We start from the raw sequence: 23,687 nt of genomic DNA on the forward strand, positions 1-23,687 counted from the left end.
CCGGGAATTACGGCTCAGAAGAAAACGCTATGAAACGGAAACTAAGAGCTGAATTGACAGGACTGGCGAGCAAAATTCTTTCAGACGATAAAATGACAGAACTGCCCGTGCTATACGAACAGGCGCGAATGCTCTATGAGAAACTCGCAGTATTGAACTTTATTGAAGAAAAACTTCAGGACCTTGAAGTGGATGTCAGTAAGAGTTCTGTCGCATCTAAATTTGAAAAAATGGCAACGGCAGTCCTCAACGAGAATAAGCGTGTGCCGGAAAGCAATCCGCACGATGAGGACATTATTATTCCGGGGATCGATACGATCAAACACATGGTGTCTGAAATGCCCGGAGGGGAAGAACTGGAAGGCATTCTGGCCCAGTTTTTACAGCAGAATGATTTCGTGAAAAACGATAAGGATACCGTCACCCCGACTGCTGAGGATATAGCCGGAGTGCGCCCGGCGCGATCTCTTAATGACACGCTTACGGCGAAAGACATTACCATGGGGCTAAACGACCGGCTGGCTTTTGTAAAGCATTTATTTAATGACAGCACGGAAGATTTTAATCGGATATTGTCTCAATTGAACACCATGGATTCACACAAAAACTCTGTGGAATTCATCGAGAAGATGGTTAAACCGGAATACGAGAACTGGACCGGCAAGGAAGAATACGAAAGTAGATTTCTTGCCATGATCGAACGGCGTTTTTCCTGAGGTTCATAGACGGATTATCACAAGGCCGGGATGCTGCATGCATTTTCGGCCTTCGTTTCTTTAAAGAATATGGTCGGCTCACTTATTATCGTCCCAACTCCCATCGGCAACCTGGGGGATATTACCCTCAGGGCTCTTGAGGTACTTAAGTCCGTAGACCTGGTACTGGCTGAGGATACGCGAACCAGTGGAAATCTTTTAAAGCACTTTCAGATCTCAACTCCCCTGCGTTCCTATCACATGCATAATGAACACCGGGTATTGGACCAATTGGTCAGCCGGATCAAAGCCGGGGATACCCTGGCCCTGATTTCCGATGCGGGAACCCCTGGAATTTCCGACCCCGGGTTTCTGTTGATTCGGGAATGCATTCAGGAGGGGATTTCTGTAACCTGCCTGCCAGGGCCTACTGCCCTGATTCCCGCCCTGGTCAATAGTGGATTCCCTTCGGACCGCTTTGTTTTTGAGGGATTTCTGCCTCCGAAGAAAGGACGTCAAACCCGATTACAACTTCTTGCGAAAGAAAGCAGGACGCTTATTTTTTACGAAAGCCCGCATAAACTTCTGCGAACCCTAACGCAATTCATTGCGCATTTTGGTGCAGAAAGACAACTAACGGTATCCCGTGAACTGACCAAAATCTACGAAGAAACCATTCGGGGTTCAGTGGCCGAGGTATTAAGCCATTTTGAAAAACACCCTCCAAAAGGGGAGCTTGTAATCGTCGTTGAGGGCTTTAAATAGCCGGTGATGCCGGTAGCACTCCAGATTCGAATTTTGATTTTCCGTTTAAAAAGGAAAGTGATTTTTGAACAGGTCTTCCTCAATAAGCGCTTCCGTCGTGTTTCCCTTTGTCCCAACCGTATTTAGAGAGGAATTTATCCCCACTTTCCACGGCCCCATCTTCGATGGATGTCCCCATGGAATCGTTCCAGCGGTTTAAATATCCGAACAGGGAAATCACACCCAGGATCTCGACTATTTCGCCATCATTCCAATAGGTGTGAAGCCTCTTTTTAAGGTCAGCGTCTACGGTATTGGGTATCTGGGAGGCTGCAAGGGCGAAATCCAGGGCAGCGCGTTCTCCTTCGGTGAAAGAGGCATGCGTGCGGTATTGCCAGATGTTATCCAGCTTTTCCTGTTCCGCTCCGTAGCGCTCCGCAGCACGAATGGAATGGGCCTGACAATAGCGGCAACCGGCTGCATTGCTGCTCACCCAGGCGATCATGCGTTTCAAAGCTGAAGTCACCCTTCCTTCATTAGCCATAACAGCTTTATTCAATTCAATAAAGGCTTTGGATATGGCCGGACGGTGTTGCATCGTAAGGACGGAGTTCGGACAAAACCCAAGGGTTTCATTAAAGAATTCTGCCAGCTTCCAGGTCTCGGGATCGCTATTGGGGTCAAGGGGTTCTACCAAGGCCATTGTAGGGGGATTTTATTGTATTTTTGATTTTTACAAGTAACGAAAAATTATGGCTTCTTCCAACTATGTGAAAACCAGGTGGATGGGGAATATGGCTTTTGAGAGCAATAACCCCTCCGGACAAACTTTTAAAATAGACGCCAGCCCCGATGAAGGGGGTCAGGGGGACGGTCTCAGGCCCAAAGCACTTATGCTTAGTTCGCTTGCCGGATGTTCCGGTTTGGACGTTGCATTTATCATCCGGAAAATGAAACTCGAGATCGACAGTTTTCACATCGATATTCATGCCCGTCTTACGGATACCCAACCCCAGACATACGAAAATGTTCAGATGGAGTTCCATTTCTTTGGTTCGAATTTAAACGAAGCCAAACTCAAACGGGCGGTTACCTTATCAGTGGATACCTATTGCGGAGTCATGAAAATGTTCCGGAGTTTTGCTGAGGTGTCTGTCAGTTCAAAGTTTCATCACCAATAGCAGACTACACAGTCCCCAATTGGAAATCCTGAAAGGCGATTTCAGATTCCGGGAGTATTGTTAACCTAAAGCATCGATGCGCTGGATTTATAAACCCAAACCGGACAGTGAGTCGACAGCTGCTCTGGCGGATTCGCTCAACGTGGACCCTTTAATCGCGGGCCTCCTTGTTCAGAGGGGTATTCTCGATTATGAACAGGCCCGTCTGTTTTTCAGACCTCAGCTCCAACACCTGCACGACCCATTCCTTATGCGGGATATGGATCTGGCGACCGCGCGAATTGAAAGCGCGATTCGGAATGAAGAGCGCATCCTGGTTTATGGGGACTATGATGTAGACGGGACTACTGCTGTTTCCCTGCTGGTCGATTATCTGGTATCCTATTACCCGCATGTAGCTTCATATATCCCCGATCGATACCTGGAAGGGTATGGGATCTCGTATCGGGGCATCGATTTTGCAGCTGACAATGAGTTTCAACTCATCATCGCACTGGATTGTGGTATCAAGGCTGTGGACCAGGTGGCCTATGCCAGTCAAAAAGGAATTCACTTTATCATATGCGACCATCACAGGCCAGGTGACCGATTGCCGGAAGCGGTTGCCGTGCTGGATCCCAAGCGGGATGACTGCACTTATCCGTATAGTGATTTATGTGGTTGTGGGGTTGGATTTAAACTTATTCAGGCCCTGCAGTACAATAAAGGACATTCCGTTGAATCCCTTCGTCCTTATCTGGATTTGGTGGCTGTGGCCATCGCCGCTGACATCGTTCCCATCACGGGGGAGAACCGGATTCTTACCCATTATGGCCTGCAAGTGGTCAATGAGCGTACGCGTCCCGGCCTGAGGGCCCTGATGCAGGAAATTAATAGAGATCACTATCAGGTTTCCGATCTTGTCTTCCAATTGGCCCCCAGACTGAACGCTGCCGGAAGGATGCAGCACGGGGACCAGGCCGTACAACTCCTGACAGCACGTGATTATAATCTGGCGGCAGAACTGGCAAGGGAGATCGAATTATTGAATCAGGAGCGGAAGGGTACGGATAAGCAAATGACTGAGGAAGCTCTGGCAATGATCTCCGAAGATGGGGAAGAATCCCGGATGAGTACTGTTGTTTACAGGGATTCCTGGCATAAAGGAGTTATTGGGATTGTAGCTTCAAGGCTGATGGAAACCTACTACCGGCCTACACTGGTCTTTACCCGGAGCGGGGATAAACTTGCCGCTTCAGCACGTTCAGTTCGCGGTTTTGACGTATATCAGGCCCTGGAGGCCTGTGCAGATTATATTGAACAGTTTGGAGGCCACACCTATGCGGCGGGTTTAACGCTTCAGGAGGACATGTATGAGGCGTTTAAGGGGAGATTTGAAGCTGTGGTGTCGGAGACCCTCCTGCCTGAACACCGCGAACCCCAGATACAGATTGATATGCCGGTGCATTTGAGGGAAATGACCCCAAAGCTGGCCCGAATTCTGAAAGAATTTGCGCCTTTTGGCCCCGGAAATCCCAGTCCGGTTTTCACGGCTGGACCTTTAAGGGATTCCGGCTATGCCCGGACCGTTGGCGAAAATGGGGATCATCTTAAACTGGCCGTTCTGCAGGAGGATGCAGGGCCTTTTGGCGGAATTGGGTTTGGCCTTGGAAAACACCTGGGTTTGGTTAAGGGGGGTGCTCCGTTTTGGGTGGTATTCTCGCTGGAGGAGAATGCCTGGAAAGGCAAAACAAGTCTACAGCTAAAAATCAGGGATATTACAGGGGAACCACCTCAGTAATCCTTTTCGAAATACACCAATTGAAGGTCTTTCCCGTCAAAGACCCCATAACTGAAGTAGCCGATCCAATCCCCCAGGTTTATATACCTGGATTCCTTTGAGAGCTCGATGTCCAGAGGCAGGTGGCGATGGCCGAAAACAAAATAATCATAATGCCGGGCCTCCAGTTTCTTTTTGGCATATTGGACCAGCCATTCTTTGTCTTCGCCCAGAAAATGGACATCTTCTTCACCTGAAATCAAGCGGTTTTTGACTGAAAAATACTGCGCAACACGCACCCCAAGGTCTGGATGTAACCATCGAAAGAACCATTTGGCAACCGGGTTGGTAAACACTTTTTTCATTCGCTTGAATCCCTTATCCCCTGGGCCAAGTCCATCCCCATGACCGATAAAAAACTCCTTCCCACCGATCTCAAAAACCTGTGGCCGGTGAAAGACAGGAATGTTTAACTCTTCTTCAAAGTAGCCATTCATCCACAGATCGTGATTTCCCACGAAATAATATACAGGAATGCCGCTATCGGTTATTTCTGCCAATTTTCCCAAGGTACGCGTAAACCCCTTTGGCACCACTGTGCCGTATTCAAACCAGAAGTCAAACAGATCACCTAAAAGAAAAATTGCCGCCGCATCTTTGCGGATGCTTTCGAGCCAGCGCACAAATTTTTTTTCACGTGGCTGGCTGCGTTCAGAAGTGGGTGCCCCCAGGTGATTATCGCTGGCGAAGTATATCTTTTTTCCTGATGGGACCTCAATGGAATTCATCGGCTGTAAAATTACGGATATCCCCGGGATTTCAATTCCTGGGAATTGTACAAACCCCGGTTACGGATTTTCACTGGCAAACCATTCTGCATATGCCGTGCCGGTTTCCCGTAATTTTAGGGAGTGCAGTTCAATTCCCTCTGGCAGGCGTTTGCGGATCTTACGGGCAAAATCTGAAACCATGTTTTCCGAGGTGGGCTGGTAGTCCGCAAGGATTACTTTGTGACCGTTTTCACTAAGCGTTTTGGCAAGGGTTACATGTGGCGTTTTTCCATTAAAGACCGTTGCATGATCAAACGGGTCTACAATTTCTTCCTTTACGATGGTCTTCAAATCCCCAAAATCTATAACCATTCCAAGTTTCTTATGCCCTTCTTCCTGAATGGGCGTCCCGATAACAGTCACAGACAGGTGATAACTGTGCCCGTGGACGTTCCGGCACTTGCCGTCATATCCGTACAGCGCATGTCCGGTTTCAAATGTAAATTCCTTGGTAATCCGAATACGTTCCATTGAAGGGTTCTTTAAAGGCTACAAAAGTAGGAATAATGTCTGATGGTGCCTTTATTTGGATCAGGGGAGTTCACTAACTTGCATGATTATGGCACGGACCCGACTTAAGTCCATCACAGATCAGGATCGAATCTCCCTGAAAGACTCCTTTAAGGGGTGGCGTTCAATACCCCGGTTTTTCCGGGAAATCTACCATGCTGCCCCGGGAATGTTTCTGATCAATACCACAGCAAGAGCCCTGAAGGCCTTTAGTCCTGTGGTTTTACTTTGGGTAGGGAAACTCATCATAGATGAAATTGTCCATTTAACCCAGGAAGGTGCAACCAATATGGAACAACTCTGGGTCTATGTAGGCATAGAGTTAGGGGTTGCCCTGTTATCCGATTTACTTGGGCGCCTGGTTAATTTAACGGATGGTCTTTTGGGGGATTTGTATTCAAATACGTCATCAGAGCGTATTATTCGAAAGGCACAGGAACTCACCCTTGAGCAACTCGAGGACCCTGAGTTTTACGATAAACTCGAGCGGGCGCGAACCCAAACCAACAGCCGTGTTAACCTGATGAGTAATGTCCTGGGGCAGGCCGAAGGGGTGCTCTCGGTGACTTCCCTGATCGCAGGGCTGATCTATTTTGAGCCCTGGCTGATCCTCCTGTTGATCCTGAGCGTAATCCCATCTTTTATCAACGAAATAAAGTATTCCTCAGACCGCTATTCCCTGGCCAGGTCCTGGACCAGTGAACGGCGCGAACTGGACTACCTCAGGTATATTGGGGCAAATAGTCAGACGGCAAAGGAGGTCAAGCTTTTCGGGCTGACCAACTTCATTGCCAAACGGTTTAAAAATCTGGCCCACGAATACTACCTCCTGAATCGAAAACTCGCGATCCGGCAGAGTGTTTTAGGGGGGGTGTTTAATCTTTTGGGGATTCTTTCCTATTACGGGGCCTATGTGCTGATCATCTACCGGACCCTGGGCGGATTCCTGACCCTTGGGGAACTGACCTTCCTTTCCGGGTCCTTCAATCGGCTTCAGGGCAGTCTTCAGGCTTTTTTCTCAAGGTTTACAAGGATTTCAGAGAGTGCGCTTTACCTGAAAGATTACTTTGACTTTGTCGACCTGGAAATCCCAACCCCTGAGCATGAACCGATACCCCTGCCGGACAGCATTAAGGAGGGGTTTGAGTTTAAGGACGTTCACTTTACATATCCGGGAAGCAATACCCCAACTTTAAAAGGGATATCCTTTACCCTAAAGGCTGGTGAGAAGATGGCCTTTGTGGGACAGAATGGAGCCGGTAAAACGACACTGATAAAGCTCATCCTGAGGTTTTATGAGCCGTCCAAGGGCAGCATTTTACTTGATGGGATTGACATTACACGGTTTGATAAGCAGGCGTACAGGGATCGGTTTGGCGTGATATTTCAGGACTTTTTCAGATATGAATTCACGATACGGGAGAATATCGCTGTAGGCAATATCGACGCCCTGGATGACACAGAACTGATTCGGGACGCTGCAAGGAAAAGTCTTGCAGACCAGGTGATTAGCGAACTTACAGAGGGACTGGAACAGCAGCTTGGGCGGCGTTTTAAACGGGGTCAGGACCTCAGTGGAGGACAGTGGCAAAAGGTGGCTTTGGCCCGGGCTTATATGAAGGATGCTGAGGTCATGGTGCTGGACGAACCCACAGCATCCCTCGATGCAAGGGCTGAGTACGAGGTGTTTAAACGGTTTATCGCGTTGACAAAAGGACGCACGAGTATAATCATCTCACACCGGTTCAGTACGGTGCGCATGGCCGATCGAATTCTGGTGCTTGAGGGCGGCAGGATTCGCGAATTGGGCACCCATGAGGAGTTGCTCGCCAAGGACGCGCTTTATGCCGAACTCTTTAGGTTACAGGCAGCCGGATACCAATAGCCTGCGTTTAATCCTCGGGAATGGGTTCTGCGATTTTCAAATTGTTTAACTTTACCTTGATACTGCTTATGTTTCCGAAATCAGGAAAGTGATTTAAGGATTCCAGCAATTGTATTTGATCTATGTTTCAGATTTCACAAAGAATCATATTCACAACCCTTTTCCTTGCAGGGATTGGATGTTTTTCGGGTATGAGTCAGGACGCCGGAGCAAATACGGTTTCAAAAGATAGCTCTGTCACCCCATTTCAGAAAGGCAGATGGCTCACCGGGCTCAATGGGAGCTTTAATTCCAGCACACTTGAACTGAGGTCTTCTGATGACCTTATTGCCACCAATTCCTATGCCCTTGAAATATTTAGCGGGACTTTTTTTAAGGATCGATGGTTCCTGGGGGCCAATATAGTCGCCAGGAGTAGCAGCGGGAACGGACTTGTAGACACAGAATCCGAAACCCTGTTGATTGGTCCATCCATTCAGTATTACTTTCTGAATGAATCTTATGGCTCCTTATACGTGAGCGTGCTACCCGGCTATATCAGACTGAGGGAATCATCCACTCTGGAAGTGGGAAACCGGTCAGTTACGGAATTAGCGGAGGGCCCCGGATTTGCTATCAGGACGCGTCTTGGATTTGCCTATGCGCTTTCCAAACGCGTAATTCTGGACGTTGGAGTAGGCTCAACTTTTAACTGGATAGATGTACGGTACGACTCGGAGTTACAACAAAATGTATTTAAAGAATCCATATTTGCGAACTCTACATTCTTTTCGTTTGGTTTCAATGTGCTTTTAGACGAATTCTTTTTCTGATGCGCAGACTCCTCTTCTACATATTGATGCTTAGTTGTTCCTTATCGGTATGGGGTCAGTCGAAAGATGGCGCCATCATAAGAAGCGATACGCTGAAGTCAGGAAAGAGCCTGAAACTTATCGGGATCCCTGTAATATTCAGCACCCCGGAAACCGGATTTGGATTTGGCGGAGGGGGTCAACTCTTTATCACCGGGGAAAGCAATACGTTTGGAGTTCGTAAGTCCAATATACTTTTCACCGGGATTTACACCGCCAATTCACAGATTGTGTTACAAGCTTTGCCCCAGGTGTATTTTGGCGAAGGCGATTACTATCTGGACGGGTCATATGAATTCCGGATTTATCCGAATAAATTTTGGGGTATTGGAAACAACACCCCGGATACCAATGAGGAGAATTACGACATGACCAGCCATAAATTAAGGGTGGACTTTCTTAAGAGGCTACCACCATCCCTAAATTTTGGGATGCGCTTTAATTACGAGTATCATGAGCTGACGGAAGTAGAAGAAGGCGGACTTCTGGACTCCGGGGACATACCCGGTAGTGAAGGGGCTATCATAGTGGGGCTGGGCGCAATTTTTAATCTCGACACCCGTGACCAGGTGGAAGATCCCAAGGGAGGTTATTATGTGAATTTCAACGCCCAGTTTTCCAGTAAGAACTTCGGGGCTACCTATGGTTACAATCGATTTATAACAGATCTCCGGGCCTATTATCCGCTTGGTGAAAAGGGGTTATTGGCTGCCCGGATTTACGTGGAAAACAACTATGGGGATGTTCCATTTCAGTCTAAAGCACAGTTCGGGGGAGGAAATATGGCCAGGGGCTATTTTCAGGGCAGGTTTATCGACGACCAGATGTATGTGCTAACAGCGGAATACCGATGGCGATTTCACCCGCGATGGAGCCTGGCAGCCTTTGGGCTTATGGGCGAGGTTTCCGGTATTAATCAGGAATTTTTTAACAATCCCAAGTTCAGTACGGGTGGGGGAGTCCGCTTTAAAATCCTCAAAAAACAGAATACCCTTGTCCGGTTAGACGTAGGGATCGGGGAGGCCGGAAACAGTGGATTTTACTTCGGGGTTAATCAGGCTTTTTAACCCCGGAACCAGTGCAGTTCACCAAAGTTTACTTCTGGCGTTGAGGTACTCCTAATGGTTTCCTTCACCTGCTATAAATAAGGATTCGGATCCGCTACTCAATAAAAATTTGGACAAGAAACCCCCGGTGTTCCGGTACTTCAGCGTTTTTTCTTAAAGGCTGAAATGGTTTGCTGGGTGGTTTGGGATAATGCCAGTTTACCTGTCATTGCTGCCCGGGAAGTCAGAAGATCATCCCAATGTTCGGTTCCTTCCCACAAGGCTCTTTTCATGAGCATTAAGGCATCCCGGGAGTGGGATGCGAGGTCAGCGGCAAAAAACTCAGTTTCCTTATCCAGATCCGAACGGGATTCGAAGACCTTTGAAAACAGGCCGCGTTCTCTGGCCCAGTATGCGCTTTTCCACTCGGAGGGAGCAAGAGCCAATTCTGCAAGTCCGGATACCCCTGCTTTTCGTTCTACCGCTGGGGCAATAACCAAAGGAGCAATTCCAAGACCGATCTCCGAGAGACGCAGCGAGGCTTTGTCAGAAGCCATCACATAGTCGCAGGAGGCTATCAGGCCTACTCCGCCACCTACTGCTTTACCATGTACTTTACCAATAATCGGGATGGGGCAGGTTCGCATACTGTTGATCAACCGGGCAAAACCATTGAAAAATGCAGTGCTTTGTTCCGGAGTTGAAATCTCCAGGAGTTCATCAAAAGATGCTCCTGCGCAAAAGGCCCGGTCTCCTTCAGATTGAATGAGAATAAGTGCGATTTCCGTATTGGCCCCAAGGCTTTCAATCTCCTTGCAAAGCCGGCTGAGAAGCTCTGAATTCAAGGAATTACTGGAAGGGTGTCCAAACTCCAGTATGGCCAGGCCCCCGTCTAAACGGGTGTAGAGACTACCTTCTTTGCGCGTTGTTCCCATTGTTTTAAATCAAATTTAGACGTTTTGTAAGAAGGGGCGAAATTTTCTCCGGAACTTCCAGATCAGCGTTCCACCCCGGACAAGCATCCAACATGTAAAAGCAGCCCAGATTCCATATAGTCCCAGATTCAGGGCTTTTCCTGCGTATAGCACGGGTAAAAAGACCAGAAAGGTCGCCAGGAGCAGGACATTCCTCAGGTAGCGCATTTCCCCCAACCCCTTGAAGATGCCATCGAAGATAAAAGCAATCGTATTGATTGGCATCCCCAGGATTACAATAATGAAAATACTGTAAAAGGCGCTGAGCACAGCGGGTTCAGAAGAGAAAACACGGCCTATGGGATAATAGAATATGCCTCCAAGTAACATGAGCATTACGGAGATCCAAAGACCATAACGGGTGATTTTTTTACTGAGAAGCCAGAGGCTGTCGTAGTCCTGTGCCCCTAGAAAACGACCTCCCAGGATTTTTCCGGCAGCCGAATAGCCATCTATAAAAAAGGCAGCGAACAGCCAGAGATTCACGGCTATGGTATGTGCTCCAATAGCTTGATCTCCCAGTGCGGTTGCTTCACGAACCCCGAAAAGAAGGGCGATATTTAGAGAGAGGGTTCGGACAAAAAGATTCAGTGCCATACCTATAAGCCGTTTCAATTCCGGGTGCAATGACCATTCAGGGAGGAGTCGAATGGAGGTTTGTGTGACCAGCAACCAAAGCGCCATGACCGCCATCACCCCCTGGGCGATCAGGCTTGCCCACGCTGCCCCCTCCAGACCCATAGGGGGGATCCAGTCTGTGATCCCATACACGAGGATCAGATCCAGGATGATATTTAATCCAGCCCCTGTAATGGCGATAAGCATAGGCCATACAGTATTTTGAAGCCCCTGGAAAATACCCATTATGGCAAAGACAAATAGCGTAAGGGGGAATCCCCAAACGCGTATTTCGTAATAGGCAACACACCGATCGAGAATTTGCCCGGAGGCGTTTAGAAGTTCAAAGATCTCGCGGCTTAAAGGCAATGAGACCAACAAAATGATCAGGCTTATTCCAATGTTGATGCTTATGGCCTGAGCAGGAAGGGACTGTATTTCGGATAGCCTGCCGGCACCATAATACTGAGCTATAATTGCCGAAATGGCAGAACGGGTTTGCCCCAGAATCCAGATCAGCATACTGAGAAAAGATCCGACAATCCCAATGGCGGCCAGGGACTCGAGGCCATTTTCGGGTATATTCCCGACGATGGCAGTATCTGTTATACTGAGCACGGGTTCCGCGATTCCGGCGATCAGTGCCGGAATCGCCAGCTTGTTGATATTCTTGAAAGTGAGGACCGAATTCACCAGGCGAAGATACGCGGAGTCGGCAATATTAAAAAGGATTCAAGGATCTACCTGGGGGCTTATTCCTTAATTGGCACCGGTATTTCATACTTTTGAGGCACCCTCGTGATTCAGGCTTTTTATTGTAAATTTAAGTTGTGTAATTAAATCTTTAGTATGAAAAATTTTCTGGTTCCTGTCGGAAATTCAAAAGACTCTTTTGAGACACTGCAATACGCAGTTAAGTTCGCTGCTCATTTTGATGCCGTAATCTATGTGATGGAGGTTTTAAATGTGACAAGCAGGGCCGGGGATCTGGCAAATATGACCGAAAAATTTGTAGCCAGCAGCCGGGAACGCGTGAGGGAACTTATCGGGCGTATCGATCCCGGATCCGTAACCATCAAAGTGGCCACCTATTCCGGAGATCTTATCGACGGTTTGAAAGAGATAGATGCTGAACTTGGGATTGACCTTATCATTATTGCCCCCAGGTCCGTTGAGGTAGATGAAGAACTCTATCTTGGGAGTACTTCCGGCAGTATCATCAAAAGAACGGACATACCTACCCTCATTGTTCCGAAAGGGGCAAAATTTGTACCCTATAAGAATATCCTGGCAGCATTCAAGTCAGGAGTTTTAAAACGGAATCGCATCTTAAATCCGCTGATTGCCATACAAAAGGAGTTTTCATCAAAAATCAGCCTGTTGCTGGTCAAAACCCCCGGATATACAGACGAGGACTTAAAAATAAACACCGCGTTGATGGATGTCAGCTCCGAAGTAACCCTTACCGAACACGCCAAGACCTATCTCGGCGTGCTGGAGCAAATCAAAACGCATCAACCTGACCTTCTTTGTGTTTTTCGAAGGAAGCGGGGCTTTTTCTCAGCCTTATGGGAGAAGAACCGAATTCTGAAATCCGAGTTTTCAGTTCGGATTCCGGTTTTGGTCCTTAGCGTTAAAAAGTTTTGAAACAGATTTCTAAGCGCAATATTCAGTAACTGAAAGGACATTGCAGCTTATGGGAATAACTTGTTTAACGGGGGTGGGGGTCAGTGCCCCAATTCCACACGAATGACCCCTCTCAGATCGGGGTGAATCCTTGGATCGCATAGTTGTAGCCTCCTCAAAACCAAAAAAATTCCGCTCGGGCAGGCTCGGCGGGTTTTTTAATTTCTGGATCACGTCATGAAAATTGCGATTGATCCTGGAAAATACCGGAGTAGCTGCGCTGCTCCAGGTCCGAGCCTCCAAATAGCTCCGGTGGAGCTATTTTAGCGAGGAGACAGGCGGTGTGGTGGCCTTGAGATAAATGAATTGCTCCAGGAGTAGCTGCGCTGCTCCGGATAATCTCCAGTCCTGCAATTACAGTTCACTTCGCCTATTGGCTCAGGTGTCTTAAAACAAAAAATCTGCTCAGGTAAACCTGGCAGATTTTTATGATTTTAATCCACAGCCGAACTGTAATCGTGAACCGTGAGTGATCGTGGAGAATACCGGAGTCGAACCGGTGACCTCTTGCATGCCATGCAAGCGCTCTAGCCAGCTGAGCTAATCCCCCGAACTAGAACGCAAAAAAAAGACTTTTTAGGGAGGTATCAAAATACAGGCCTTATTTTATCTTTCATAAAGGCCCGATTGCTTTTTTCAGACTATTTTTGGGACAATTAGGACAAAACACAGACAGATGGAAGATTTAAAAGGCAAGGTTGCATATATAACGGGAGGTTCCAAAGGCATAGGACTCGGTATTGCACGGGAATTAGTCGATAGCGGTATGCGGGTTGCAATTTCCGGACGGGGGGCATCGGACCTGGAGAATGCTGTGGCGTTACTCGGCCCGGAAAACGCCATGGGAATCATATCAGACGTAACACGGCTTGAAGATGAAACCTCCGCCGTTGAGAAAATCATCGATCGCTGGGGACAGCTTGACGTCGTTGTAGCCAATGCAGGGGTTGGACATTTTGCACCTATCGATGAATTGGAAGCCAGTGCATGGCACCAAATGATCAACACCAACCTGAATGGGGTCTACCATACCCTGATGGCCTCTATGGACCCACTAAAGGCTTCTAAGGGCTATTATATTACTATTGCAAGTCTTGCGGGTACTAATTTCTTTGCCCAGGGAGCGGGATACAATGCGACAAAATTTGGCGTAGTAGGATTTACGCAGGCTGTGATGCTGGACTTAAGGCCGCACGGGGTAAAAGTATCCACCATTATGCCGGGGTCTGTATCTACTTATTTTAATGATCACACCCCATCTTCCAAGGACGCCTGGAAAATTCAGCCGGAGGATATTGGCCGGTTGGTAAAGGATCTTCTTCAAATGCATCCGAGGACGTTACCCAGCAAAATAGAAGTACGGCCTACGCGCCCGGATTTAAAGTAATCAGATCCGTTCTATCGGCTCTATCGGAATAGTTGCATTAAAGAGTTCAGCGATAAGTGATTTAAGGGTCTCCTCAAAATGCAAAAGGACCTTTCGGTTAATGACTTCGTCCTGTTTATTGGGAGCAGTTTTTATTCCAAACCATTGAAATTCCGAACGGATATTCTTAAAAGAGAATACGCCTGCCCTGAAATTGGAGTCCGGCTCCTCAATTTCTTGCTGCATTAGCCAGGCGTAACACATTACCTGAAAAGCTTTGGATTTCTTCGGGTCTTCGCGCAGGCTTTGCCAATCCGTAATCCTCAGGTTGGTGGGCTCCACCCTTCCCGTTTTATAGTCAATAATATGCAAGGCGCCGTCCACGGTTTCAACCCGGTCAACGGTACCTTTAATACGAACCGGAAAATCACAACCTGGAACATTGTTAAGCAAGCGCGTTAACTTTTTCTCAATTCCCAGGATGCGTACTTCGTGCAATTTGATGCGCTTTAATTCTATTTCAAGGAATAGTTCAATGTATTTCCCCATAACACTTAAGGCAATCAGGTTTTTCCCACCTGCTTTGCTCCCTTTGAGATAGTGTTTCTCAAAAGCACCTGATAACACCTCGGGGACCTGGTTTTTCATCTGCCTGAGATGTTCGGGCGTCAGAATCTGTCCAAGTAAGGGCAGATAAAGGAGTTCAAGGGTTTCATGAATGACGTTTCCAAAGGTATTTGCCGCAATGGTTTCTTCTAAAAGCAAAGTATCATGGATTCCCAGAATCGTTTTACGGTAGAATTCAAGAGGATCTTCGATATATCTGCTAAGGGAAGTAGGTGAAAATCCCGTAGAGGCCTTCCTGCCAAGGTACTCCAGTAAAGACGAACTTTTGTCTATCGCTTTCAGGAGGGTAGGAGCAATACCGGATTCAGGAGCTGCCAGATTATGCTGTATAAACCCGGACATCCTGGGGTCGTTCCTCAATTGATGTATAAAGCGGCTTGGCTCTCCGCCTTCGAGGACATCGGGTTCCGTATTATAGCAGATGTATATGTTTTTGGCCCTTTGCAAGAGGCGATAGAAGTGATAGGTATATACGGCATCTTTTTCCTTAAAGGTGGGGAGTCCAAATTCTCTTTTAACTTCGAAAGGAATAAAAGAGCTGTTCGTTTTACCTGCCGGAAGTACCCCTTCATTTACCGAAGTTATCACCACAGTTTCAAAGTCCAGGCACCTGCTTTCGAGCATCCCCATTATTTGTAATCCTTCCAGGGGTTTTCCTTCGAAATCCAGGGTGTCCTCTGCCAAAAGTTGCTCAAAAAGCATAAGAAGGGACCTGTTATCCGAAATAAAGGGGTAGGTGCGATTTAAATCGGATAACTGATTGAATAAAAGGTGAAAATGCCTCAGGAATTCAAGGCTTACCGTATCCTGAGAATTCATATAAACGCGCTTTAAGTCCTCAAGAAGGTCCGTAAAGCGGGCAATCAACTGCCCTGGCCCCGGAGGCGGATACAAAGAGACCAGGGTTTCAATTTGCTGGGGAAACCCATAATACTGGAGATCTTTTGAATTCAGATAGATAATGTTATCCCGAATAATGCGTCCTGAAGCCACCGTGCTGTTAAAGCCCATCTCCGTAAACCACTCCTGAAGAAAGGGATGTGTCAGAAGTTCAAGTAATGTTTTTGCCTGTACTCCTCTTTTTGGGTTACCCTTATACAATTGGAAGAGCACCTTAAAAAGGTGCGCCAGGGAACTGTCTTTTAAAGGATAGCCCATGGTTATATTCACCCCGTCCAGGGCTTCGGGAAGGCTGTGTAATACAGGGTTTAAAAGGCTTTCATCTCCCAGGATCAGGGCTGTGTTTTCCAGCTTTCTGGAATCCTCCTTCAGGAGGTCGCCAATGAGACCCCCGGCGTATTTGGCCTGGGCAACAGATTTGGGCAGGCCTGCAATCTGGATGTTTTTTTCAGTACTGAAGTGCATGCCGACCCCCTTGGGAGCCACATTTTTTAAGGATTTCCAGGAATTGAAATGTTTTCTAAGGAAGTAACCTGCATCGTGGAGGGTATTCTCGAGGTAATATTCATCGGCATCCCAGAAGATATCCGCCCGATCATTTTCGAGTAGTTCCCGAATAATGAATTCCTCAGCCTTATTCAGGGCATTAAAACCAGCGAAAATATAATGCAAAGAAGGATTCAATTTCTGGTATTCAGCAACCCTGGAGGCGGCCTTTCGATAGACTTGCCCCTGATACCCCAAACCCTCTTTCTCGAGACGATTTCGAAATCGCTGGTAAATGGGCAGCAGTGATTTCCAGAAGCGAACTTGTTTATCGATCATTGGGGTAGAACTTCCATCTGGTGTCCAATGCCTGATTTCCTGAAGGGAACCCAGATAGTCAAAAAATTGGATCTCGTCTACCAGGTACCGGTCGATTTCATTGAAGTCCTGAAGAAGCATCCCACCCCAGCGACTGAAGTCGTAGAAAGATTCCTCCTCCAGGCCTTTTTCATCTCTATAGGCTTCGTAAAGATTGAACATCAGCTTGGTGGACGTGGCGTATTGCAGCTCTGAAATTTCGGCAATGAAGGTCTCAATACTGAGAATTTTTGGAGCCAGTAGCGTCTTATGTGTTTTTGTGGCCATCAGGTTCTTCAGGAAATAGCCGGCCCTTTTACTTGGGAGGATAAATACATAGTCTTCCGGCTTGCTGTGCCAAGCACCAAAATCTTCTAAAACCGATTCAAGGAATGAGATCATGTTTAAAAATAAAAAAAAAGCCCCGGCAGAAATGCCGGGGCTTTCATTATGTAAGAATGTTTATTCTTAGTTATTCGGAGTTTCACCGTGAATCTCAACCCTACGGTTGGTTCTTCTACCTTCGCGGGTGTTGTTATCCGCGATTGGGCGCTCTTCACCATATCCTACAGAAGTCATTCTTTCAGAAGGAATACCTTTCTCGATAAGGTAATTCATTACAGATTGAGCTCGCTCACCTGACAATCTCTTGTTAAGGGCGTCGCTACCAGTGCTGTCGGTGTGACCTTCAATTCTGAATTTAACGTTAGGATAATCGTCAAGAATATCGGCAATGTTATCTAGAACATCTGCTGACTGAGGCTTGATCGTTGATTTACCAGTGTCAAACAGGATCGTCTTAGCGTAATCCAGAAGCGTCTTACGAACGGCTTCAGTTACTTCAGGACAACCGTTGTTGGCAACTGTTCCTACGAGGTCAGGACAGAGATCATCTTTGTCTGGAATTCCGTCACCGTCACGATCTGGCCATGGGCATCCGTTGTTTTCAGCTGGACCTGGCTCATTAGGACATTCATCGTCTTTGTCAGCAACTCCATCGCCGTCAGCATCAGGACATCCTGCAAGAGCAACTAATCCTGGAGTGTTTGGACAAGCATCGTCTTTGTCGATTACAGTATCGCCGTCTGAATCAGGGCAACCGTTGTATTCAACTGGACCTGGAGTGTTCGGACAGGCATCTTTGGAATCTTCGATACCATCGCCGTCTGAATCAGGACAACCGTTGAAAGCTTCAAGTCCGGGTACTTCAGGACAAGCATCGTCTTTGTCGTAGATGCCATCACCGTCTGTATCTGTACCACCGAAGCGGATAGAAACACCTGCCATATGCTGGAAGTGCGTTACACCGTAGTCTTCGAAAGTGTGTTTGTAAGTAGATTGAAGGGTAAGTCCGATCCAGTCACTGAACCAGTAATCAAATCCAAGACCACCGTTTACAGTACCAGCTCCAATTTCGTCTACCCAAGTATAACCCCCACCAATTTCGATGAAAGGAGTAAAGCGACGTCCTTGAAGGAAGGCATATTTAAGAACACCATCAACAGCGTAATGAGATACGTCGTCTACTCTGGTGTCGCCTAGTTTGCTAATCCTGTTCAGGGATCCACGAACACCAGCGGAGAAACCATCTCCTACATAACGCGAAATACCCAGGTAAGAAACGGATGGCAAAATGTTCCAGTGGTCATTCACATTGAAGTACTCATCAAACAAACCTCCTGTTTCATAATTCGGAAGGAAAGAAGCAGGTGTGGAATTTGTAGGATAAACATCAATAGCGTTTATACCAATTGTGAACTGCCACGGATTATCCTCATCCTGAGCTTGAATGTTGTTAAACCCTAAAAGGATAAGGGTCACAACTAATAATCTACAAAGCTGTTTCATGTTCAAATTTTTAAGTTTAAGTGTTTATCAGACGCAAATGTAAGTTGTTAAGAATTATTAACAAAATCAATTTCCCATTTTTTATCGCATTTTAGGCCACCTCAATACCTTAATATGTATATGAGTTTATATTACATTTAATCCCTTACCTACCTCTATGAAAGCCTTTATAGCCCGATCCAGGTGCTCTTTAGTATGCGCAGCAGAGAGTTGAACGCGTATACGAGCCTTGCCCTTGGGCACTACAGGATAGAAAAACCCTATAACGTAAATTCCGCGATCTAAAAGCATATTCGCCATATCCTGGGAAAGCTTGGCATCGTATAGCATTACGGGTACAATGGCAGAATCCCCATCAATGATATCAAATCCGGCTGCTTTCATTCTCGTTTTGAAATAGATTGTATTCTCATCGAGTTGCTGTTTTAGACTGTTGTCCCGCTCCAGCAATTCAAAAACCTTTAATGAAGCCCCGACGATGGCGGGAGCCAGGGAGTTCGAGAAAAGATACGGGCGGGAACGTTGCCTGAGCATTTCAATAATCTCTTTTTTTCCGGTCGTGTAGCCCCCCATAGCCCCCCCCATGGCTTTTCCGAGGGTTCCTGTGATGATGTCTATCCGTCCCATGACTCCTTTTTCTTCCAGGGTTCCGATCCCTGTCTCGCCTATAAATCCCGTAGCATGGCATTCATCGATCATGATCATTGCATCGTAGCGTTCTGCCAGGGTGCATATTTCATCCAGAGGGGCGACAAGTCCGTCCATAGAAAAAACCCCGTCTGTTACGATGAGTTTAAATCTGGCGCCATCTTCCCGTGCCTGTTTTAACTGGGCTTCCAGATCCTGCATATCTGCATTGGCATAACGGTATCTTTTGGCTTTGCACAGCCGGACTCCGTCAATAATGGAGGCGTGGTTAAGGGAGTCCGAGATTATAGCGTCTTCAGGCCCCAGCAAGGGTTCAAAAACCCCTCCGTTGGCGTCAAAGGCCGCAGCGTATAAAATGGTGTCCTCGGTACCGTAAAAATCGGCGATCCGTTTCTCGAGTTTCTTGTGGATATCCTGCGTCCCGCAAATGAACCGGACCGATGACATCCCAAAGCCGTGACTGTCCAGGGTGTCTTTGGCCGCCTGGATGACTTCAGGGTGGGCGGAAAGTCCGAGGTAATTGTTTGCACAGAAGTTCAGCACTTCAGCTCCGGTGGAAATCCGTATCACAGGTCCCTGAGGAGAAGTTATGATCCGCTCTTCCTTGAATAAACCTGAGTTCCGTATTTCTTCGAGTTCATTTTCAAGATGTTCTTTTATCGATCCGTACATAAGCTATATAAATTCTGGGTTTACTTTGTTTTCGTTGATGTAAATAACGATTGCAGCCTCTACGGGATACCCCATATCTATTATGGCATCCCTGTATTCCCGGACCTGGGCAAGGTGTTTGTTATCGGGTTTCCCGGTTTTGTAATCCAGGATCACCGCCTTTTCCCCGAGGAAAACAAGCCGATCGGGGCGTAAAATTAGCCCATTTTTCGTTAGAATTTCCCGTTCGTTTAAAACACGGGCTCCGGGTCCGAAATAGGAGGCAAGTTGGGGGTGTCCCGTTACGGACTCCAGACGTTGCTGCAGGGATTCTCCATCCACCTGCTGTATCAACCCCTCCCGTATGATCTGAGATACAGCTTTATCCACATCAGAGGCATAAACGACCAAACTCAGCGCATAGTGCAGGATGTTTCCATACTGCATGGCCCTGATCTGTTCGGTGTCTCTGTACCTCTCCTGATTGCTCACAAGCCTGAGGGCAATCCTGTCCCTTCCTGTGTACTGGTAAGGCAGCGGAATCTTGGCATTCTTGATCTCAGGAGTGTGATCAGGATCTAAAGCCCCAAAGGAATAAACTGTTCTGTCATCTTCCCAAAGTCCTTTTTCAGAAAGGTACCTGAAATAAACATCTGAATAGGTCCGCGGGGTTGCAGAAGTGTCCTTTTTTGCAGGGGTTTTACTAATGATGTACAAAGCTTTAACAGCGCGCGTATGGGCCACGTACAGGAGGTTGTAGGCATCCAGTTCGAGTTTTTCCTGGGCTTCTTCATAGCGTTGAGGCGCTGGGTCACTGTAGTGCATCAGGTTTTTGTTTTTCCCGACGAGAACGGAGGTAAAACCGGCATATCGATCCGGGTTTACGGGCAGCCAGATTTTCGGGTTTTTTTCGTAATAGATTTCCGAATGCGCATATGGAAAGAGAACGACCGGGAATTCGAGTCCTTTGGATTTGTGCACAGTCATCAGCGTAACGGCATTGAATCCGCCCGGAGCACTTATGCTTAGGGAATTTTCCTTTGCTTTCCAGTGCTCCAGAAAGGTTTGTATTGAGGGATCCCGCCGCTGACCGATTTCCTGTACGATATCCATGTAGAAAATGAGGTAGGCATCCTTCTGCCCTCCGAGGTTGAACTGCCGGATGGCGAATTCCATTACTTCATAAACCGGTTTCAATCGCGCGCGTTCAGGATGGAAGTTATAGGTAATCAGAAGTTCGTCGATACCGTTCAAATGCCTGGTTATCCAGGCATGTCGATCCTCCATGTCCCGGCTGAGGTAGAATAACAGGTCCAAAGCGTGATTCTGATCTTCCGGCACTACCAAATACTTCAAAAGGGCCGTCAGAAACTGTATCCCGGGATGGTTCTTCAACAACAATGTCTCTGAAGAACTGACGGGTATTCCCGAATCCATGAGATACTGCGATAACATCACGCCGTCCCTGCCCTTGCGGGTCAGGATACAAATGTCTCCATAAGCATAACCCCTTCCGGCGAGTTCCCGAAGAATGGTTAGTGTCCTTTCCGCATAAGCGTCATCCTGGTTTTGGGAATCAGCGGGGATAAACTCCAGATGAACCAGACCCTGATTGTCAAAATGAAACTCCTGCTGATTGCCTTTAAGAAAGAGGTCCGCATAGCTTTTCCTACTCATATACGCGCTAATATGACTGAAAAAGGTATTGTTAAATTCCACAAGTGGCCTGTGGCTGCGAAAATTCTTTGGAAGTGGTTGATTCACGGGTTCTACGGGGAAGGGGTTCTTATTCCCTTCGATCAAATCCAGGAATTGCTCGGCCTTCCCTCCCCTCCAGCGATAGATGGCTTGTTTGGCATCTCCCACCAAAACCACCGATCCTCTGGCACCCTGTTCAAATTCACCTTCGAGGGCATTGCTGATCAGTGGGACGAGGTTTGCCCACTGCAGCTCTGAAGTATCCTGAAATTCATCGATAAAGTAGTGCTGATACCTTTCACCCAGGCGCTCGTAGATATATGGGGCAGGCTGGTCGGCAATATTATTGGAAATAATGGTGTTAAAAGCTGAAATCGGCAGGAGTCCTTCCTCGTCACGGAGTTTTTTAAGTTCCTGTTGGAGCAATCCGAGAACGGCAAAAGGGGCAATGTTTTTATAGGCATTTACCAAAAAATCCCAATAGTGCAATCCCCTGAGGATCTCATCAAAGCCCTTTTTAAATACCGGCAGGAGATTATCCATTTGGTGTTTTACAGTTTCTTCAACCCTTCCCGGATATAGGGGTTTTTCCCCAAATTCCCGAATCCATTGGCTTTCCAAGTTCAGGTTGAACTGCCCGGCTGAGATTTTTTGCAATAGATTTGGGAATGACTTCCGATTAAAATCTGAAAATTCCAGATCATTCGAAGCGACAACGGCAAGGAGTGCTTCGGCATTTCCGATCAGCGCTTTTTCAATTTCCCTCCGATAGGTGTTCAGTGTTTTTTGGAGCAGCAGAAAATCCTCAATATATTTCTCTGAGAATGCGTCCAAATCCCTGAAATGGGTTTCATCGAAGAGGAGCTTGCCCATTTGAAGCAGGTCATGGCTAATATCCCAGCTGCGGTCATCTTCAGCTTTTTCGAGTGCAAACTCAACCAGAATTGCAGTCAGTTTCTGATCTGTTCCCGCTTTTGCGACCAGATTATTCACGGCTTCTTCCAGTAGGGCGTCGGTATCCAGAACTACTTCAAAATTCGAACGCAGCCCGAGGTCCGGGGCAAATGTCCGCAGAATCCGGTGATTGAATTTGTCGATGGTCGAAACATCAAAAAAGGCGTAATTGTGGAGTATTTGCTGAAGCACGCCCCGACTTCTATGGATCAGGGTAGTCCGGTCTGTTTGCAGTGCCTCAAGGACTGCCTGAAATAAGGGTGGCGATTGTGAACCCTCTATTCTAAGGGTAGCGAAACCCATTAAATTTTCAAGGATACGGGTCTTTAATTCTGAAACCGCTTTGTTGGTAAAGGTGAGTGCGAGAATTCTTCGAAAAGAACGCGCTGAACCCGGCTGTAAAATTAAAGTGAGATATTCCCGGGCCAGAGTAAAGGTCTTTCCTGAACCCGCTGAGGCATCAAAAATCCGAAAGGCTTGCAGTCGCTCATCCATCAGTTGCAAATTAAGGATTCTCCTTAGCTTCTTAACAATTAATTAGCGCAAAGTGTTTGTTAAAAACTGTATTTTTGGTAAACATTTTTGATAACAAAAACCACGATTTATGTCATTTCAACTACCTAATTTACCTTATGCATACGATGCTCTGGAGCCTTACATTGATGCCCGGACCATGGAAATACATCATACCAAACACCACAACGGGTATACCACTAAACTCAACGCTGCCATTGAAGGCACGGATCTGGAGGGAAAGACCATAGAAACAGTCCTGGGCGACTTAGATATGTCGAATACCGCTGTTCGCAATAATGGTGGCGGTTATTATAACCACTGTCTGTTTTGGGAGGTTATGTCCCCCAATGGCGGAGGAAGCCCTGAAGGCGGACTGGGGTCTGCAATATCGGATGCTTTTGGCTCTTATGAGGGATTTAAGGACGCTTTTAGCAAAGCTGCTGCCACAAGATTTGGTTCAGGCTGGGCCTGGTTGTGTGTGCACAAGGGGGGAAAGGTTGAGATATGTTCTACGGCCAATCAGGATAACCCGCTTATGCCTGGTATAGGATGCGGAGGTCACCCCATTCTGGGACTGGATGTTTGGGAGCATGCTTACTATCTGCACTATCAAAACCGCCGGCCCGATTATATAGAAGCTTTTTTCAATGTGATCAACTGGGACAGGGTAGCAAAAGAATACGCGGCTGGCAGCTAAAGGCCATATCAAAGTCAATTGTCAAAATCCCGGATCTTCCGGGATTTTTTTTTGCCTCTGTAAATCAGAAAAGGGCAGAGAAACCTCTACCCTTTTCATCCCAAATCTTACCATAAACTTAACCTACTTATGCTATGGCAATACTAAAATACTGGTATTA

The 23,687-nt window shown here is 47.1% G+C and carries 19 protein-coding genes and 1 tRNA gene; 10 read left to right on the plus strand and 10 right to left on the minus strand.

What is annotated here, in order from left to right; all coding sequences use genetic code 11:
• Positions 1 to 29: 29 nt before the first annotated feature.
• Together QU605_RS06965 and rsmI are read left to right on the plus strand one after the other, a co-directional pair.
• Positions 30 to 716 (plus strand): DUF8457 domain-containing protein, encoded by a 687-nt coding sequence (locus QU605_RS06965; RefSeq protein ID WP_289724565.1) that lies wholly within the window; start codon positions 30 to 32, stop codon positions 714 to 716.
• 30 nt (positions 717 to 746) lie between these two features.
• Positions 747 to 1,460, plus strand: a complete 714-nt coding sequence (rsmI, locus tag QU605_RS06970) for a 16S rRNA (cytidine(1402)-2'-O)-methyltransferase (protein ID WP_289724566.1) — start codon at positions 747 to 749, stop codon at positions 1,458 to 1,460.
• A 79-nt stretch (positions 1,461 to 1,539) separates the two neighbouring features.
• On the opposite strand, the gene QU605_RS06975 is transcribed toward rsmI, so the two are convergent.
• Positions 1,540 to 2,142, minus strand: coding sequence for a carboxymuconolactone decarboxylase family protein (locus QU605_RS06975; protein ID WP_289724567.1), 603 nt, complete (start codon positions 2,140 to 2,142; stop codon positions 1,540 to 1,542).
• A 49-nt stretch (positions 2,143 to 2,191) separates the two neighbouring features.
• Between QU605_RS06975 and QU605_RS06980 the strand changes: the two genes are divergently transcribed.
• Positions 2,192 to 2,620, plus strand: a complete 429-nt coding sequence (locus QU605_RS06980) for an OsmC family protein (RefSeq protein WP_289724568.1) — start codon at positions 2,192 to 2,194, stop codon at positions 2,618 to 2,620.
• Between the two features lie 76 nt (positions 2,621 to 2,696).
• Positions 2,697 to 4,400, plus strand: coding sequence for a single-stranded-DNA-specific exonuclease RecJ (gene recJ / locus QU605_RS06985; protein WP_289724569.1), 1,704 nt, complete (start codon positions 2,697 to 2,699; stop codon positions 4,398 to 4,400).
• Here the strand turns inward: recJ and QU605_RS06990 are convergent.
• Positions 4,394 to 5,167 carry a UDP-2,3-diacylglucosamine diphosphatase gene (locus QU605_RS06990; RefSeq protein WP_289724570.1) on the minus strand — a complete coding sequence of 258 codons (774 nt, stop codon included), beginning with the start codon at positions 5,165 to 5,167 and terminating at the stop codon, positions 4,394 to 4,396. The two genes, recJ and QU605_RS06990, sit on opposite strands and share 7 nt — an antisense overlap.
• Positions 5,168 to 5,227: 60 nt before the next feature.
• Positions 5,228 to 5,680: a 6-pyruvoyl trahydropterin synthase family protein gene (locus QU605_RS06995; protein ID WP_289724571.1), complete on the minus strand. Its 453-nt coding sequence runs from the start codon at positions 5,678 to 5,680 to the stop codon at positions 5,228 to 5,230.
• A gap of 88 nt (positions 5,681 to 5,768) precedes the next feature.
• On the opposite strand from QU605_RS06995, the gene QU605_RS07000 reads away from it, so the two are divergent.
• The 3 genes from QU605_RS07000 (at position 5,769) to QU605_RS07010 (ending at position 9,522) form a co-directional block, all read left to right on the plus strand.
• Positions 5,769 to 7,604 (plus strand): ABC transporter ATP-binding protein, encoded by a 1,836-nt coding sequence (locus QU605_RS07000; protein WP_289724572.1) that lies wholly within the window; start codon positions 5,769 to 5,771, stop codon positions 7,602 to 7,604.
• A 122-nt stretch (positions 7,605 to 7,726) separates the two neighbouring features.
• A complete protein-coding gene (locus tag QU605_RS07005; protein WP_289724573.1) occupies positions 7,727 to 8,416 on the plus strand; it encodes a hypothetical protein in 690 nt (229 codons plus the stop codon).
• Positions 8,416 to 9,522: a BamA/TamA family outer membrane protein gene (locus QU605_RS07010; protein ID WP_289724574.1), complete on the plus strand. Its 1,107-nt coding sequence runs from the start codon at positions 8,416 to 8,418 to the stop codon at positions 9,520 to 9,522. The genes QU605_RS07005 and QU605_RS07010 overlap by 1 nt, the downstream gene beginning before the upstream one ends.
• 140 nt (positions 9,523 to 9,662) lie before the next feature.
• Here QU605_RS07010 and QU605_RS07015 read toward each other — a convergent pair whose 3' ends face one another.
• Together QU605_RS07015 and QU605_RS07020 are read right to left on the minus strand one after the other, a co-directional pair.
• On the minus strand, positions 9,663 to 10,436 hold the full coding sequence (locus QU605_RS07015) for an enoyl-CoA hydratase/isomerase family protein (protein ID WP_289724575.1): 774 nt from the start codon (positions 10,434 to 10,436) through the stop codon (positions 9,663 to 9,665).
• 15 nt (positions 10,437 to 10,451) lie between these two features.
• On the minus strand, positions 10,452 to 11,786 hold the full coding sequence (locus QU605_RS07020; protein WP_289724576.1) for an MATE family efflux transporter: 1,335 nt from the start codon (positions 11,784 to 11,786) through the stop codon (positions 10,452 to 10,454).
• Between the two features lie 156 nt (positions 11,787 to 11,942).
• Here QU605_RS07020 and QU605_RS07025 point away from each other — a divergent pair, with 156 nt between their 5' ends.
• On the plus strand, positions 11,943 to 12,740 hold the full coding sequence (locus QU605_RS07025) for a universal stress protein (protein WP_289724577.1): 798 nt from the start codon (positions 11,943 to 11,945) through the stop codon (positions 12,738 to 12,740).
• Positions 12,741 to 13,255: 515 nt separating this feature from the next.
• Here the strand turns inward: QU605_RS07025 and QU605_RS07030 are convergent.
• Positions 13,256 to 13,329 (minus strand) — tRNA-Ala (locus QU605_RS07030).
• Positions 13,330 to 13,455: 126 nt separating this feature from the next.
• On the opposite strand from QU605_RS07030, the gene QU605_RS07035 reads away from it, so the two are divergent.
• Positions 13,456 to 14,166, plus strand: coding sequence for an SDR family oxidoreductase (locus QU605_RS07035; protein WP_289724578.1), 711 nt, complete (start codon positions 13,456 to 13,458; stop codon positions 14,164 to 14,166).
• Here the strand turns inward: QU605_RS07035 and QU605_RS07040 are convergent, their stop codons facing one another.
• The 4 genes from QU605_RS07040 to QU605_RS07055 form a co-directional block, all read right to left on the minus strand.
• The gene (locus tag QU605_RS07040) at positions 14,167 to 16,917 is read right to left on the minus strand and encodes a PD-(D/E)XK nuclease family protein (RefSeq protein WP_289724579.1); all 2,751 of its coding nucleotides are present in this window, start codon (positions 16,915 to 16,917) and stop codon (positions 14,167 to 14,169) included.
• A gap of 66 nt (positions 16,918 to 16,983) precedes the next feature.
• Positions 16,984 to 18,363: an OmpA family protein gene (locus QU605_RS07045; RefSeq protein WP_289724958.1), complete on the minus strand. Its 1,380-nt coding sequence runs from the start codon at positions 18,361 to 18,363 to the stop codon at positions 16,984 to 16,986.
• A gap of 126 nt (positions 18,364 to 18,489) precedes the next feature.
• On the minus strand, positions 18,490 to 19,683 hold the full coding sequence (gene kbl / locus QU605_RS07050) for a glycine C-acetyltransferase (RefSeq protein WP_289724580.1): 1,194 nt from the start codon (positions 19,681 to 19,683) through the stop codon (positions 18,490 to 18,492).
• Positions 19,684 to 19,686: 3 nt separating this feature from the next.
• A complete protein-coding gene (locus QU605_RS07055; protein ID WP_289724581.1) occupies positions 19,687 to 22,809 on the minus strand; it encodes a UvrD-helicase domain-containing protein in 3,123 nt (1,040 codons plus the stop codon).
• 109 nt (positions 22,810 to 22,918) lie between these two features.
• Here QU605_RS07055 and QU605_RS07060 point away from each other — a divergent pair, with 109 nt between their 5' ends.
• Positions 22,919 to 23,527: a superoxide dismutase gene (locus QU605_RS07060; RefSeq protein ID WP_289724582.1), complete on the plus strand. Its 609-nt coding sequence runs from the start codon at positions 22,919 to 22,921 to the stop codon at positions 23,525 to 23,527.
• Positions 23,528 to 23,687 lie beyond the last annotated feature (160 nt).

Origin of the sequence: Robiginitalea aurantiaca, assembly GCF_030380815.1 — a bacterium.
GTDB classification, from domain to species: Bacteria; Bacteroidota; Bacteroidia; order Flavobacteriales; family Flavobacteriaceae; genus Robiginitalea; species Robiginitalea aurantiaca.